A 14,630-nucleotide genomic window follows, 5' to 3' on the forward strand; every position below is an offset into this window, starting at 1 on the left:
CGAATACAAATTGAATAATGAAAGGGTCGAGGAAAATGGTCTCATTTATTAAATTGATCCATAACGAAAACATAAAAATTTTTAAACGCTTGGGAACACTTGTGATGATAGGGGTGTTGATCTTATTTGTGGGGATACATACTTTTGCGTCGGAATCTAATGATGATCCTAATTGGCAAAAGGCATTGCAGCAGGAAAATTTATCTGCGCAAAAAGCATTAGCAGGTAACAAGTTGTCTCCACAAGAAAAAAGTCAAATCGAAGAAACGGTGCAAATGAATCAATATCGGCTATCCAATGATATTCAACCTCTCCTCATGCACGAGTACTTGTTAAGTGCGCTTGTGATGTTAGTATATCTAATTACGCTATTTGCTATCATTCATGCGGGGACATCTGTTGCTGGTGAATTTAACGATGGAACCATCAAATTTTTGCTTATTAGGCCGCATAGTAGAATTAAAATTCTTTTAGCTAAGTATATGTCTCTACTTATGTTTGTAGGTATTATGGTTATGATCGTCGCTTTTACTTTACTTATCTTGGGTGGTTTTAAATATGGCTTTGAAGGATTGGTGGAACCGTCGATTTATTGGGAACAAAATCAAATGGTAACACAAACTTTTTTATTGCAGTGGATACAACAAATTGTACTTGTTTTGGTCAGTCCGTTGGCGATGATGACACTTGCCTTTATGATTTCCACAATCTTTCGTAGTAGTTCACTAGCGATTGGACTTGGGATATTTAGTTATTTTGTTGGAGGGATCCTAGTTTCACAATTAGCTAGTAGAGGTCATGATTGGACGAAATATCTGTTATTTGCCAATACAGATTTAACAATATACTTTTCAAATATGAAACCATTAGTTGAAGGGATGACATTCTCCTTCTCGCTTGTAGTTGTAAGTATATACTTGACTACTTTTTTACTTTCGGCTTTTATCACTTTTAGCAAACGCGATATTGCATCTTAGGAGGAAAAATTATGGTTGAGCCCATCGTGCAAATTAAAAATTTGAAAAAGAGCATTGGCGGACATGAGGTTATTAAAGGACTCAATTTTGATGTTTATCCAGGTGAAGTGTTAGGCTTTTTGGGACCTAATGGTGCAGGTAAAACAACAACGATTCGAATGATGGTAGGTCTAATCTCGATTACAGAGGGCGATATTCTTATTGGCGGACATAGCATTAAAAAGAACTTCCAAAAAGCCATTGCAAATATTGGAGGAATCGTTGAAAATCCTGATTTATATAAATATCTGACTGGATGGCAAAACTTGATGCAATATGCTCGTATGGTTACGGGGGTTGATCAGGAACGATTACACCATATCGTAAAGCTGATTGGCTTGGAAAATGCGATTCACAAAAAGGTGAAAACATATTCACTCGGTATGAAACAGCGACTGGGACTTGCCCAAGCGCTATTGCATAACCCTTCAGTCTTAATTTTGGATGAACCTACAAATGGACTTGATCCAGCAGGAATTCAAGAGTTACGTGATTATTTACGAAAACTAGCGCATGAAGAAAATGTAGCTGTACTGGTTTCGAGTCATCTCCTAAGTGAGATGGAAATGATGTGTGATCGAATCGCTATTATTCAAAAAGGAGAGCTCATAAAAATAGAGTTAATAACTGAACTAGTGGCGGATAAGGTTCACTTTGAAGTGAGTCCTTTGGAAAAAGCGCAAAAAGTATTAGAGAATCAATTTGCTGACTTGGATTGTGTGATTGAGAAACATGAACTTATTGTATCAGCTTCAAAAGAGCAAATAGCAGAAATTAGTAAAGTGTTTATTCAAGAAGAGATTCAACTTTATGGAATTCGAAAACAGGAGCTATCACTAGAGCAGCACTTTTTAGAAGTTACAAATCAGAAAAAGATAGGATAGGATTAGAGAATGCCTAAGAGATTAAAAATGATCTATCTCTTAGGCATTCTTTGTGGATTGGAATTGTTAGTATGTATGATTGAACAAGCTATTAGTTAATATCTAAGCTTTTCAATGGGTTTTTACCTTCATATTGAGATGCGAGCATAAAAGAGTCAGCTGACTTTTTATAGGCACGTTGTTTGTAATAATAATTGGCTAATTCATTTGCTAGCTTATGAATGAACATATATTGATCCATCCGTTTTGCCAATTCGATTACTTTTTTCATCTCTTTCTCATATTTTTGCTCATCTCCCCGTAAAAGATAGATTTGAGCTTGAATGGTAACAAGTTCAAGATATAAAAATTTGTGATTTTCTGGATCTACTTCATCAAAAGATTTTTGCAAGTAGTAGTCGGATTGAGTCCAATCCTTAAGTTTACTATAAATCTCGATTAATCGGTGATAGCACCCTAACTTTGTTCCTACATTTTGAATGTGATTACAGATATCAATACTTCTTTGAAAATGAGAAATGGATTTATCGTACTCTTCCTTTAACCTACTAATTTCACCAAAATTATATTCAATTACGGATTGTGCAAAAGATACCGGTGTTTTAAGAATACATTCAGCTTCTTTATAATAATTAAAAGCTTGATCAAGTTTATTCGTTTCTATTAAATTATTGCCCATACCTATCAAAACACCAATTATTTTTGTCGAATCACCATATTTTTTAAAAATATTATATGCTGTTTTTAAATAAAATAGACATGTTGCATTATCTTTTGAAATTCGACGCTTTACAATCCCAATATTATAATACAAAGATGCTAGGGCTAAACTTTCATCACGTATATCGATAAATTGCTCTGCTAATTCGTAGTAGGCATTTGTTTTTACATAGTCTTGTTTATAGTAGAATAGGTTGCCACAAGCGATATAATAATCCATTAGATAGGAAGGTGAAGCTGTCGTAGTATCTGAGACGAAATTTTTAGATAATAAATAAATATCATAAGCTTTATTATAGTTTTGTTCACTATTTTCACAATAAAAGCGAATTAATGTACTATATATTTTTAAGTAATATTCAGGTGGATGGGTAACTGTTGCATTTAAATGCAATAACGAGGCATCTTCATCTGTTAATACACGATGCTCTTTGTAGTCTGATGTAATCGTATTTATTCTTTCGTATATATCTGGATCTTCTCCCCATAAATCATTTGGAGTAACATCTAAACGAGGAGCGATTGCGTCTACAAAAGCCTTGGAAGGATTAATGTTTCCATTTTCGATCCGACTTAAATAGGTAAGAGAGGATATCTCCTTTACTAGTTCAGCTTGTGTAAGTCGCTTGTGAAGTCGTAATTGTCGTATCTTCTCACCAATATTCATGTTTGACATTTTCACCTCGATAATAAACAAAATTCTTTATTAGTATAATTTATTTATGTTATAAAATCTAGTGATTTAAAATTTAAATAGCGTAACTACAAGGTAATCGCTTTAGGTATGTCAAATTATAGGATTCTTCTATTGTTGAGGCGCATGTTTTGTGTTCCGTGGATTTTCACCAAACTGCTTGAACAAAATCTCCCGGAGCTTTCAATACTTGCTATCGGTCAAACGGATTGTTCGCTTTTTCTTCTAGGTTTTTGTTACGCTTAGTGAAGGTGAGAAAGCTGTTTTGTTAAAAAGACTTACTTTTTTTGGTAAATAAACACCATTGTGAAAAAATAATGTTTGTCATTAAGGGCTGAGAGATATCGCGTGAAGTTGGTAGGGGACATCTTGAAAAGTAATTTCAGAATGATAGTGAGTAAGGGAGGCTGTATCAACGCGGATTAGGAATGAGAAAAGCATTTGTGTAATGGGTTATTTGTAGCATGTATACACAAATGCAGGTGGAAAATTTAATTTGATATGGGACATTGTAACTTGATTAAAAACCTGGTTTAACTGCGTATAGATTGTCGGATAATATTGAAAAGCGACAAACAATCCGCCAGAGCGTAAGGTTTGATGAACATTATATAAGATTTCTGACGTTTCTTGGTTTGAGAAGTTAGTAAAAGGCAATCCCGATATGATAACGTCAACACTTGAAATATTATTTTGTTTAAGTGTAGTCATTAGTAATTTGGCATTAGAATAAAAAAATAGCTCTTTAAATCTATCTTGTAAATTTCCCCTTAAATGGTTGTCAAACTCAAATATCATGGCAGTACATTGAGATGACTTACAAGTATTTATTCTTTCAGTAAAAACGCCCGTTCCTGCACCAAGCTCTACGATTGTATTCGTTTTATGCCAGTTAACGAATTTAAACATCTCATTAGTAAGAAATGATGAACTTGGTGCAACACTTCCAATAATTCGTGGATATTTTAGAAAAGCTGAAAAAAAACGCATATGATTATGTAATTGAGAATGAAATTTGTTTAACAAGGGGTATGGGCACCTTTCATTAATCGTTATTTAGTGATATCTGATGATAGATCCAACTTATTGCAATTATTGGATAGAGAAATAAATGAGCAGACCTACTGTTATCTTGATCGGTAATAGGAATACTTATACTGTTGTTTAAATTGCCATGCAACTTAATTAGGTGTTGCAATTCCTTTTCAAAAGATGCTATCTGTTCCAGTAATAGCGTGCCTTTTGCAGATGAGGGTTTTTGAATCGCGTACCCAATCCCTACTTTAGCGTTAATATGAAGATTTTCTTGATGTATGTTTATTTTATTACGTGTTAATTTATCAATATCAAGTATATGTTGGAATTTGTCTTCCTGTATAACAAAGGAATAGAAACCAGAGATATGAAATCCATTGATTTCTGAAGGATCAATTACAATAATAATTGGTTTTACGTGATGAGGGATTTTCTTTTCATTATAAAAGATTTCGTAAATAATTTGTGCTAGCGTATTTTTATCCAGAATGTACTTGTTGGAAAACGTGTTTCTAATCGGTGTTCGTTTGCGAATGTTTATAGAAACACTTTTCTTATCATGATAACTTAGCTCTGATGCATCAAATATGACTTGTTTATTTAGATGAGCTAGTTCTTTTAGTCTTTTTAAATCATCCAAAGTGTTCACATCCAATAAATATAATTAGGCGTGTTGGTTTGCATCATTTTTATCATTTAAAATCGTATTTTGATTAATTCTTGAAATGAAAGCAATCCAAATAAAATTTACAATTTGCCTGAAATGATCTAACGGACCAATCTTTCATACATTTTATACAGTAGGTTTTGTTTGTGCTAAGTGACGGTTCAAAGCATGATACCCGAAAAATCACTTTCTCATTTGGATTGATTCATTTTTGAATCATTTTGCAGTAGGTTTTTCTCCAAGCGGTGGTAGAGAATCATGGGCATGTACAGTTGATACGTCTAATTGAAGTAAACTGGTTAGTAAGATAGCTGCGAGTAAGATTTTTTTCATTTGTAAAACCCCTTTTATGTTGTATGGTGTTATTTTGTTTTGTTAGTTATAGCTTAAGGGATACATAATGTTTAATAAAAGGAGTTAATTTTTATAAAAAATCAGGTAAACCAATACGCGATTTCATAGCTAAATTTAACAAATAGCATCAGGAAAACTGTCAATCTTGTTAACTTTAGACTTGAAAATCTTTTATTGCAGCATAATTTGTGTATAATCAACAAGGCATCTGTCAAGTTACCATAAATTATTTGTTTCTTCTGAAGCAGATATGGGAATCGTAAAAATAGATCAGGATATGAAGATGCGGCGTTTGATTAAACATGTGGAAGGAGAATTTGATGCAAGCTACAACAAATAGAATGGAGTTTGTGCAAGCTAAGGAAACACAAATAGATGAGCTCATTCAAATATACAAACAAAATGTACGCTTAATGAATGAGCGGGGCATTTACCAATGGAATGAAGATTATCCAGATCGAGAAGAATTAATGCAGGATATTAAATGTGGTGAAATGTTTTTGCTTACAATAGATGGGGATATCGCTGGAGCAGTAGCATTAAATGAATTATACGACTTGGAGTATAATGAGATTGAGTGGAAAGATGAAAGTGGTAAATTTTTAGTGGTGCATCGCTTTTGTGTAAATACCAAATTCCAAGGGCAAGGTATTTCTAAGACATTACTTAAGCATATTGATCGTTATGCGAAGCAAACGGGTTACGCTTCTATTCGTCTAGATACGATGATGGCGAATGAGATTGCGATGAATTTATACCAAAAAGACGGGTATGAAGCAAGAGGGCAATTCTTCTTTCCGGGTTTAGAAAATCCATTTATGGCATTTGAAAAACACCTATAATTTCAATTAAGCTCTTTCTCGGTAGAATCGAAGGGGGCTTAATTGGGATAAAAAACAGAAAAATTTAAATATTATTTTAAATAACTGGGTAATCTGAATTTAGATGATCATGCTTTTTACTTCCTTGTCAAGCAGGAAAACACTTATGAGACTAGAATTATAGCAAATAAACAACAGAGCTAGGGTAAATACGGAAACTTCTATATAAGCTGACTAGATAGGAGGCGACATCGTGTCATCTAAAAAAGTATTAGTTGTTGATGATCAATATGGGATTAGATTATTACTAAAAGAAGTGTTTTCGAAGGAAGATGTTGACATTTTTCAAGCTGCGGATGGAAGACAAGCCCTCGACATTATTGATGTAAGCAAACCTGATCTGATGTTATTAGATATGAAAATGCCCGGTATGGATGGATTAGAGTTATTAAGACGATTACGTCACACTGCGTTTGATGGGAAAGTGATTATGATGACAGCTTATGGAGAGCTGGATATGGTTTCTGAAGCGATTCGATTAGGGGCACTCATGCATTTTACAAAACCATTTGATATTGAGGAATTAAGACTTGAAGTCATGAAACAACTCGTTTCTTAATAAGGATATCATGAAAAAGTGAATGGGATTTTGCAAATATGACGACCATGGGTGGTGAATTTAGTGATTGCGTCTATCATTCGATTACGCCTCAGTTTACATGATGCACATTATGGGGGTAACTTAGTAGATGGAGCGAGAATATTAGGTTTGTTTGGTGATGCAGCTACTGAGCTTTTAATTAAACATGATGAAGATGAGGGTTTATTTGTAAGCTACGAGCAGGTAGAATTTACAGCCCCGGTGTATGCCGGAGATTATGTAGAAGTAAAAGGTGAATTGGTTCACATTGGAAATACCTCGCGCAAAATGGCGTTTGAAGCGCATAAAATCATTGAAGCAAATATTGATCCGGATAAGCCATATAAGGCGCGTATGATCCCTGAGCCTATTTTGGTGGCTAAAGCGATTGGAACTTGTGTTGTTCCAAAGAACAGGTAGGAGAAAATAATGCAAAAGTTAATCATTACAGCAGCCTTGGTAGGGGCAGAAGTAAGTAAGGCAGACAATCCGTACTTGCCGATTTCCCCAGAAGAGATTGGGATTGCCGCCCAAGAAGCTCGGGAGGCAGGGGCATCCATTGCGCATATTCATGTAAGAGATCGAGAGGGTAAACCTTCGCAAGATAAAGAATTATATCGGCAAGCGATTGAAGAAATTCAAAAAAGAACAGATATCATTATTCAAGTTTCTACAGGTGGGGCAGTAGGGATGTCTGGCGCAGAGCGTATTCAGCCGCTTAGTCTAAGGCCGGAGATGGCTTCTTTTACAACGGGTACAGTGAACTTTGGTAACGATGTTTTTCTCAATAGTCTTCCACAACTGGAAACATTTGCTGAGCAGTTTGAAAAATATGGGGTTAACCCTGAATTTGAAATCTTTGATGTGGGTATGATAGCTAACGCACTAGCACTCGTGAAAAAAGGTTTGTTTCCAGGTCATTTGCACTTTGATTTTGTAATGGGCGTACCTGGTGCGATTCCAGCTACTGCAGATCATTTGCTATTTTTGATTAACCAGCTACCTGCTGGCGCTACGTGGAGTGTAGCAGGAATAGGAAAAGCACAGCTGACCATGTCTGTACTCGGCATCGCCTTAGGAGGACATGTAAGGGTAGGATTAGAAGATAATCTGTACTACCGCAAAGGTGAGCTTGCTTCTAACACACAACTAATCGAACGTGTGGCCAGAATTGCAAGGGAAATGGATCGATTGCTAGCAGAGCCAGATGAGGCGCGAATTATGTTGTCATTAACGCGTTCTAAGTACTACTAGATATCGTGCATCCTAGTGAACAAACTACCCAATCTAAAATGGGAGTGTTATAATGACAAAATGATACTGTATCATATATAAAGGAGGCTTCCACTTATGCCACTTGTTTCGATGAATCATTTCTTGCCTCAAGCAAAACAAGAAAAATTTGCAGTTGGGCAGTTCAATATGAACAATTTGGAGTATGTACAAGGAATTATTGAAGCCGGTAAGGAAGAGAAATCTCCCCTTATCTTTGGTGCCAGTGAAGGTGCCATTCGTTACATAGGTTTAAACAATGTTGTTGCGTTAGCACGAATTGCTGCTGATGAGTCAGGGTTACCAGTGGCCCTTCATTTAGATCATGGTAGTAGTTTTGATGTAGTAATGAAATGTATTCACGCTGGTTTCTCTTCAGTGATGTTTGATGGCTCACATTACCCACTAGAAGAAAATATTCGTCTAACAAAAAAAGTCGTAGAAGCGGCTCATGCTGTAGGAATTTCAGTAGAGGGTGAGCTGGGAACGATTGGTGGAGTCGAGGATGATTTGGTAGTAGCTGACGAAGACGCTCAAATGGCAAATGCCCAAGAAGCGATTCACTTCTGGAAAGAAACACGAGTAGATGCGTTAGCAATTGCCGTTGGAACTGCACATGGGATGTACAAAGGTGAACCCAAAATTCGTTATGACATTATTGATGAAGTAAGCAAGCAGGTTGAAGTACCGATTGTATTACACGGGGGATCTGGTGTTCCGGACGAAGCGATCCAAAAATCGATCTCACTCGGTGTGGGAAAGATTAATGTAAATACAGAAAATCAAGTAGAGAGCACGAAAGTTGTCCGCCAACTACTTGAGCAAAATTCAGAAATGATTGACCCTCGTAAATACTTGGGCCCTGCTCGTGAAGCGATAAAAGAAGTTGTGAAAATGAAGATGCGATTATTTGGAAGTTCAGGTAAAGCGTAACACGTAAAAGCTGGAGGAAATAGAAATGAAATTCTTTTTAGATACGGCAATAGTAGATGAAATTAGACAGGTTCATCAGTTAGGTTTACTATCTGGTGTGACAACAAACCCAAGTTTAGTAGCTAAATCTGGTGAAGTGTTTGATGAAGTATTACAGGAAATTTTAACTTTTGTAGATGGATCGGTTAGTGCAGAAGTAATCAGTCGCGATGCCGAAGGGATGATCAAGGAAGGGGAACGATACGCTGCTTTTGGTAAAAATGTTACCATTAAAGTTCCGATGACATTGGAAGGATTAAAAGCGGTTCACCATTTCTCCCAAAAAGGCATTTCCACGAATGTGACACTCGTTTTTTCCACCAATCAAGCTTTAATGGCAGCACGTGCTGGGGCTACTTATGTGAGTCCTTTCATAGGGCGTCTTGATGATATTAGCTTCGATGGGACACAATTAATTAAAGAAATTGCTGATCTCTTCCGTATGCATCAAATTCCTACCGAAATTATTGCAGCGAGTATCCGTCATCCAATGCATATCACTCAGGCTGCTTTAAGCGGCGCTCATATTGCTACGCTTCCTTATAAAGTGATGGAGCAAATGGTCAAACATCCACTGACAGACCAAGGAATAGAAAAGTTTGAAGCGGATTGGAAAAAAATAAAGCAAGTATAAATTGAGATACCCTTTCCTATTAACTAAGCGCAATTTCGAATAAACTGATGAAAAGCTGAAATAAACTTTTCATCAGTTTATTTCAACAAAATCGATGGGACGAGTGAGGGGAAATATGGAGAAAATTTTAATAGAAGGTGGCGTACCCTTACGTGGGCATGTAAAAATTAGTGGTTCAAAAGACAGTGCACTTGCCGCAATACCAGCTTCAATTTTGACTAATTCTCCAACCGTTCTCAAAAACATTCCTCGTATTGAAGAAGTAGCGCAATACCAAAAAATTCTTCAATATCTAGGTGCATCCTGCATCCATCAAGATAACTCCTTAACGATTTATTCAAACGAATTTAAGAATCGAATGCTTTCCATGCAGGAAGTAAGTCATTTAAGTTCATGGCTGTATTTGCTGGCAGCGCTACTCGCTAAATTTGGCGAAGTAGCGATTGAATACCCGACATCTACGCGGATAAGATCTGCTCTTGACCATCATTTAAAAGGCTTTAAAGCATTAGGCGCAAGCGTGATAGAGCAGGATGCGTACTTGCGGCTGACAGCTGATCAATTAACTGGTGCTCGAATCTACTTGGATGATGCTGATCGGAGTGCTACGATTAGTCTGCTTTACACTGCGGTAATGGCTAGCGGACAAACGATCATTGAAAACGCAGCCAAAGATCCGGAAGTTGTAGATGTTGTTACCCTACTTACAAATATGGGGGCTAATATAAAAGGTGCAGGTACTGACGTGATTCGAGTTTGGGGTAAAGAAAAACTGAAAGGTAGTCACCATACCTTGATCCCGGATCGGATTGAAGCTGGATTTTATATGATTGCAGTGGCGGCAACGAAAGGTGAAGTTGTGATTGAACAGATAATTCCAGAGCATCTAGAAGCTGTGACCGCCAAGTTAATTGAAATGGGTGTCATCATCGAAGTGGGTGATGAATGGATTCGATTACAAGGTATAAAACAATATTCCCCTATTCATGTACGTACACATCCTTATCCTGGTTTCCCTACAGATCTTCAACACCCGATTACCTCACTATTTACACAAACGAATGGAACGAGCCTCATCACTGAACACCATCAAAATGGAAGCTTTCAGCATGTAAAAGAACTGAGACATCTAGGAGCAGATATAAAATTAGAAGCAAGAACAATTGTTGTTGATGGCCCCACATTACTTCAGGGGGAGAGGATCACAGTAGACCATTTATCTACTTGTAAGGCACTCTTAATTGCTGCCCTTGTTTCTCGTGATCCGATGTATATGAACCGTATTGATATTTTTAATAGTGGTTATGAAAATTGGCTAGAAAAATTAGTGGGTTTAGGTGCTAGAATGAAGTATGTAAGCTCTCCTTAGTTATATTACTGGCGATTTGCTTCTGTTTGGTACTCCTTCGTCAAATATGTTACTCTATTTCTATATGTGTCATACTTAAAGATGTAAGCACGATGTAATTGTGAGAAATAAGGGAGATGAAGGAAAATGGAAAGAAGCTTAACGATGGAGTTAGTCCGTGTAACTGAAGCTGCAGCAGTTGCTTCAGCACGTTGGATGGGTTTTGGTAAAAAAGATGAGGCTGATGAAGCAGCTACATCAGCTATGCGGAAAGTATTTGATACGATACCCATGCGTGGTACAGTAGTGATTGGTGAAGGTGAGATGGATGAAGCACCTATGCTTTATATTGGTGAACGTCTAGGGTTAGGCTACTTACCTGAAGTAGATGTTGCCGTCGATCCATTAGAAGGGACGAACATTGTTGCAAAGGGGCTTTGGAACGCACTATCTGTAGTCGCGATTTCTGAGCGTGGTGGCTTATTACATGCACCAGATATGTATATGGATAAAATTGCGGTTGGGCCTCGTGCTGTTGGCAAGGTGGATATTGATGCACCGATTGAAGACAACTTAAAAGCAGTGGCATCTGCCTCAGGTAAAGATATTGCGGATTTAGTGATCGCTACGTTAGATCGTCCGCGACATAATCAAATGATCGAGGCCGTTCGAAAAGCGGGCGCTAGAATTAAATTGATTCCCGATGGAGATGTGGCAGCTGCTGTGCATACTGGGTTTTCAGATACAGATGTCGATATCTTACTAGGTTCAGGTGGAGCGCCAGAAGGTGTTTTAGCAGCAGTGGCATTAAAATGCTTAGGTGGAGAGATCCAGGGTCGTTTATTACCTGAAAATGAAGAACAATTCCAGCGCTGTATCCGAATGGGTTTAAAAGATCCAAAGCAAGTATTACGCATGGAGGATCTCGTAAAAGGGGACGACGCGATCTTTGCGGCTACTGGTGTAACAGATGGTGAACTATTAAAGGGTGTACGCTACCAAGGACTAACGGCAAAAACACAATCCGTGGTGATGCGTGCGAAAACAGGCACGATTCGTTTCATTGATGGAACGCATCGCCTAGAAAAAAAACCAAATTTGGTATTATAAGCCCTCTTTGATTCTTCGGAATGGGAGAGGGAAAGAATAGAGTGGGTGAAAAGAAATGGAAGAATTAACTTTAAGTGAACTAGAAAATCGTAAATTAACCGATTTATATCGCCTGGCAAAAGAATATCAAATCTCTTATTATAGCCAAATGAAGAAAAAAGAGCTTGTGTTTGCGATTTTAAAAGCGAAGGCTGAAAAAGACGGTTTGATGTTTATGGAAGGTGTGCTAGATATTTTGCCAGAGGGATATGGATTTTTACGGCCAATCAACTTTCTCCCTTCCTCCGAAGATATCTATATTTCAGCTTCACAAATTAGGCGATTTGACCTGAGATCAGGTGATCTTGTTTCTGGGAAAGCGCGTCCACCTAAGGAAAATGAGCGTTATTTTGGTCTTTTGCATGTGGAAGCCGTTAATGGAGCAGATCCAAATGAAGCAGCTGAACGTCTACATTTTGCGGCATTAACACCGTTATATCCGGAAAAACGCTTAATCTTAGAAAATAGACATGATAAATTGTCAACACGTGTCATGGATTTAATTGCACCAGTAGGGTTAGGGCAAAGAGGGCTTATCGTGGCTCAGCCTAAAGCGGGAAAAACCATGCTATTGAAAGAAATTGCAAATAGTATAACCTCCAATCATCCTGAAATTGAATTGTTTGTCCTTTTGATTGATGAACGTCCTGAAGAAGTGACGGATATGCAACGCTCAGTTAAAGGTGAAGTTGTTAGCTCTACATTTGATGAATTGCCAGAAAACCATATAAAAGTAGCTGAATTAGTATTAGAACGGGCGCAACGCCTTGTTGAGCATAAAAAGGATGTCGTGATTTTATTAGATAGTGTCACACGACTTGCACGAGCTTATAATTTGGTCATTCCTCCAAGTGGACGTACCTTATCAGGTGGAATCGACCCTGCTGCCTTACATCGCCCTAAGCGATTTTTTGGAGCAGCACGCAATATTGAAGAGGGAGGGAGCTTGACCATTTTAGCGACGGCCCTCGTAGATACAGGTTCTCGCATGGATGATGTGATTTACGAAGAATTTAAAGGTACAGGAAATTTGGAATTACATCTAGACCGGAAGTTAGCAGAAAGACGCATCTATCCGGCGATCGATATTAGACGTTCTGGAACCCGGAAAGAAGAATTACTCTTAAGTAAAGAAGAGCTTGAGAAGCTTTGGTTACTTCGTAAGACGATGACTGAAACCCCAGATTATACAGAGGCATTCCTCCGCAAGCTAAAGAAGACCCAAACAAATGAAGACTTTTTAGCAACTCTTGAAGCCTCCAAATCTACCCGCTGATAGAAAAATGACATAATCCGATATGCCCTCACATAAAGTGAAAGTATGTGTCACCCTATCCTTTATATAGTGAGGTGCTATCATGTCTCGCAAGAAAACGTTGTTAGCTTCTTCCCTCAGCATTTGTTCAGCATCTGCATCTATGGTGGTAGGTACAGATCAACATCCTGTTTATGCTGAAGGTGTGAATGGGTTGGATCAAACTATCCCCCCGAAGCAGGATGTGATTGCCCAAGAGGTACTCTACCATTATTTAAATCCGATCAAGCAAGTTGCCGAAGGAAACTTAGCCGCCAAAGTTGAGACAAAGCCACTCAGCTATCAAATTGAGAAGGGAGATACCTTATACAAAATTGGTCTTTTCTATGGGGTTCCGCATACTACACTTGCAATATACAATCAGATTTCTTCACCGGAAATGCTTATTATCGGCGATAAGTTAAATATTCCGATTACTAAAAAATGGGTGCGACTAAAAGTTACCGATACATTGGAGAGCTTGACCAAAGAATATCATACGACAAAGGAGCTATTGCTCCATCTAAATCCGATTTTGGAAAAAACGGATATTACCTATTCGGGACAGATGATCGCTGTTCCGCAAAAATTACCTGTATCTGAGCCTAAGGTGGTAAAGCCGCCAGTTCAGCTGGTCACCTCTACGAATGCAAGCAAAGATGCTCCAAAAGAAACAGGAACGAAAAAGGCGGAGTCCCCCAAGAAGGTTTCGAGTACTGGAACCTTTAAATGGCCAGTAAGCGGGCAAATTACAAGTAACTTTGGCTGGCGAAACGGAAGGCAACATAAAGGAATTGATGTGTGGAGTTCTGCTAAGGCAAAGGCGGTCATTTATGCTGCTGATGGCGGTGTTGTGACGAAGGCTGGTTACTCAGGTGCATACGGAAACTTAGTTGTCATTGATCATGGAAACGGTTGGCAAACATACTACGCGCATTTAAGTCGATTAAATGTAAGTAAAGGTCAATCTGTTTCCGTTGGACAGTCACTGGGCAATATGGGTCAAACTGGAAATGCTACAGGTTATCATCTCCACTTTGAAGTTCGTAAAAATGGGAATGCCATAAACCCATTATCTGTACTGAAATGATTGAAGTGCGTGGATAATCCAAAATAAGGAAGTACTATTC

At 37.9% G+C, this 14,630-nt stretch carries 15 protein-coding genes; 12 read left to right on the plus strand and 3 right to left on the minus strand.

Annotated features, from left to right (window positions below; all coding sequences use genetic code 11):
- Window positions 1-35: 35 nt before the first annotated feature.
- Both IC619_RS08875 and IC619_RS08880 read left to right on the plus strand, forming a co-directional pair.
- Entirely contained in the window at window positions 36-977 is a 942-nt protein-coding gene (locus IC619_RS08875; protein WP_191139522.1) for an ABC transporter permease, read from the plus strand.
- Window positions 978-988: 11 nt separating this feature from the next.
- Window positions 989-1,900: an ABC transporter ATP-binding protein gene (locus IC619_RS08880; protein WP_191139523.1), complete on the plus strand. Its 912-nt coding sequence runs from the start codon at window positions 989-991 to the stop codon at window positions 1,898-1,900.
- Window positions 1,901-1,991: 91 nt separating this feature from the next.
- On the opposite strand, the gene IC619_RS08885 is transcribed toward IC619_RS08880, so the two are convergent.
- The 3 genes from IC619_RS08885 to IC619_RS08895 all read right to left on the minus strand — a co-directional run bounded on the left by IC619_RS08885 (window position 1,992) and on the right by IC619_RS08895 (window position 4,989).
- On the minus strand, window positions 1,992-3,296 hold the full coding sequence (locus tag IC619_RS08885; RefSeq protein WP_191139524.1) for a helix-turn-helix domain-containing protein: 1,305 nt from the start codon (window positions 3,294-3,296) through the stop codon (window positions 1,992-1,994).
- 471 nt (window positions 3,297-3,767) lie between these two features.
- Window positions 3,768-4,340, minus strand: coding sequence for a class I SAM-dependent methyltransferase (locus IC619_RS08890; RefSeq protein ID WP_191139525.1), 573 nt, complete (start codon window positions 4,338-4,340; stop codon window positions 3,768-3,770).
- A gap of 19 nt (window positions 4,341-4,359) precedes the next feature.
- The gene (locus IC619_RS08895) at window positions 4,360-4,989 is read right to left on the minus strand and encodes a hypothetical protein (RefSeq protein WP_191139526.1); all 630 of its coding nucleotides are present in this window, start codon (window positions 4,987-4,989) and stop codon (window positions 4,360-4,362) included.
- 701 nt (window positions 4,990-5,690) lie between these two features.
- Between IC619_RS08895 and IC619_RS08900 the strand changes: the two genes are divergently transcribed.
- From IC619_RS08900 to IC619_RS08945, 10 genes are all read left to right on the plus strand, one after another.
- On the plus strand, window positions 5,691-6,212 hold the full coding sequence (locus tag IC619_RS08900) for a GNAT family N-acetyltransferase (RefSeq protein ID WP_191139527.1): 522 nt from the start codon (window positions 5,691-5,693) through the stop codon (window positions 6,210-6,212).
- A 232-nt stretch (window positions 6,213-6,444) separates the two neighbouring features.
- Window positions 6,445-6,810: a response regulator gene (locus IC619_RS08905; RefSeq protein ID WP_191139528.1), complete on the plus strand. Its 366-nt coding sequence runs from the start codon at window positions 6,445-6,447 to the stop codon at window positions 6,808-6,810.
- Between the two features lie 63 nt (window positions 6,811-6,873).
- Window positions 6,874-7,251, plus strand: a complete 378-nt coding sequence (gene kal / locus IC619_RS08910; protein ID WP_347239775.1) for a 3-aminobutyryl-CoA ammonia lyase — start codon at window positions 6,874-6,876, stop codon at window positions 7,249-7,251.
- Window positions 7,252-7,260: 9 nt separating this feature from the next.
- Window positions 7,261-8,085 carry a 3-keto-5-aminohexanoate cleavage enzyme gene (gene kce, locus IC619_RS08915; RefSeq protein ID WP_191139529.1) on the plus strand — a complete coding sequence of 275 codons (825 nt, stop codon included), beginning with the start codon at window positions 7,261-7,263 and terminating at the stop codon, window positions 8,083-8,085.
- Between the two features lie 96 nt (window positions 8,086-8,181).
- Window positions 8,182-9,036, plus strand: coding sequence for a class II fructose-1,6-bisphosphate aldolase (fba, locus tag IC619_RS08920; RefSeq protein WP_191139530.1), 855 nt, complete (start codon window positions 8,182-8,184; stop codon window positions 9,034-9,036).
- 25 nt (window positions 9,037-9,061) lie between these two features.
- A complete protein-coding gene (gene fsa, locus IC619_RS08925; RefSeq protein WP_191139531.1) occupies window positions 9,062-9,709 on the plus strand; it encodes a fructose-6-phosphate aldolase in 648 nt (215 codons plus the stop codon).
- Window positions 9,710-9,824: 115 nt separating this feature from the next.
- Window positions 9,825-11,078, plus strand: a complete 1,254-nt coding sequence (locus IC619_RS08930; RefSeq protein WP_191139532.1) for a UDP-N-acetylglucosamine 1-carboxyvinyltransferase — start codon at window positions 9,825-9,827, stop codon at window positions 11,076-11,078.
- Between the two features lie 126 nt (window positions 11,079-11,204).
- Window positions 11,205-12,167 carry a class II fructose-bisphosphatase gene (gene glpX, locus IC619_RS08935; RefSeq protein ID WP_191139533.1) on the plus strand — a complete coding sequence of 321 codons (963 nt, stop codon included), beginning with the start codon at window positions 11,205-11,207 and terminating at the stop codon, window positions 12,165-12,167.
- A gap of 55 nt (window positions 12,168-12,222) precedes the next feature.
- A complete protein-coding gene (gene rho, locus IC619_RS08940) occupies window positions 12,223-13,482 on the plus strand; it encodes a transcription termination factor Rho (protein ID WP_191139534.1) in 1,260 nt (419 codons plus the stop codon).
- Window positions 13,483-13,564: 82 nt separating this feature from the next.
- Window positions 13,565-14,590: a M23 family metallopeptidase gene (locus IC619_RS08945; protein WP_191139535.1), complete on the plus strand. Its 1,026-nt coding sequence runs from the start codon at window positions 13,565-13,567 to the stop codon at window positions 14,588-14,590.
- Window positions 14,591-14,630: the final 40 nt, after the last annotated feature.

The organism is Polycladospora coralii, assembly GCF_014773435.2.
Taxonomy (GTDB): domain Bacteria; phylum Bacillota; class Bacilli; order Thermoactinomycetales; family Thermoactinomycetaceae; genus Polycladospora; species Polycladospora coralii.

Excerpts from the sequence above, each read along its gene's own strand:
- IC619_RS08900 (WP_191139527.1), top strand. The coding sequence starts at position 5,691 with ATGCAAGCTACAACAAATAGAATGGAGTTTGTGCAAGCTAAGGAAACA.
- IC619_RS08880 (WP_191139523.1), top strand. The coding sequence starts at position 989 with ATGGTTGAGCCCATCGTGCAAATTAAAAATTTGAAAAAGAGCATTGGC.
- IC619_RS08945 (WP_191139535.1), top strand. The coding sequence starts at position 13,565 with ATGTCTCGCAAGAAAACGTTGTTAGCTTCTTCCCTCAGCATTTGTTCA.
- kce (WP_191139529.1), top strand. The coding sequence starts at position 7,261 with ATGCAAAAGTTAATCATTACAGCAGCCTTGGTAGGGGCAGAAGTAAGT.
- fba (WP_191139530.1), top strand. The coding sequence starts at position 8,182 with ATGCCACTTGTTTCGATGAATCATTTCTTGCCTCAAGCAAAACAAGAA.
- fsa (WP_191139531.1), top strand. The coding sequence starts at position 9,062 with ATGAAATTCTTTTTAGATACGGCAATAGTAGATGAAATTAGACAGGTT.
- rho (WP_191139534.1), top strand. The coding sequence starts at position 12,223 with ATGGAAGAATTAACTTTAAGTGAACTAGAAAATCGTAAATTAACCGAT.
- glpX (WP_191139533.1), top strand. The coding sequence starts at position 11,205 with ATGGAAAGAAGCTTAACGATGGAGTTAGTCCGTGTAACTGAAGCTGCA.
- IC619_RS08930 (WP_191139532.1), top strand. The coding sequence starts at position 9,825 with ATGGAGAAAATTTTAATAGAAGGTGGCGTACCCTTACGTGGGCATGTA.
- IC619_RS08875 (WP_191139522.1), top strand. The coding sequence starts at position 36 with ATGGTCTCATTTATTAAATTGATCCATAACGAAAACATAAAAATTTTT.
- IC619_RS08885 (WP_191139524.1), bottom strand. The coding sequence starts at position 3,296 with ATGTCAAACATGAATATTGGTGAGAAGATACGACAATTACGACTTCAC.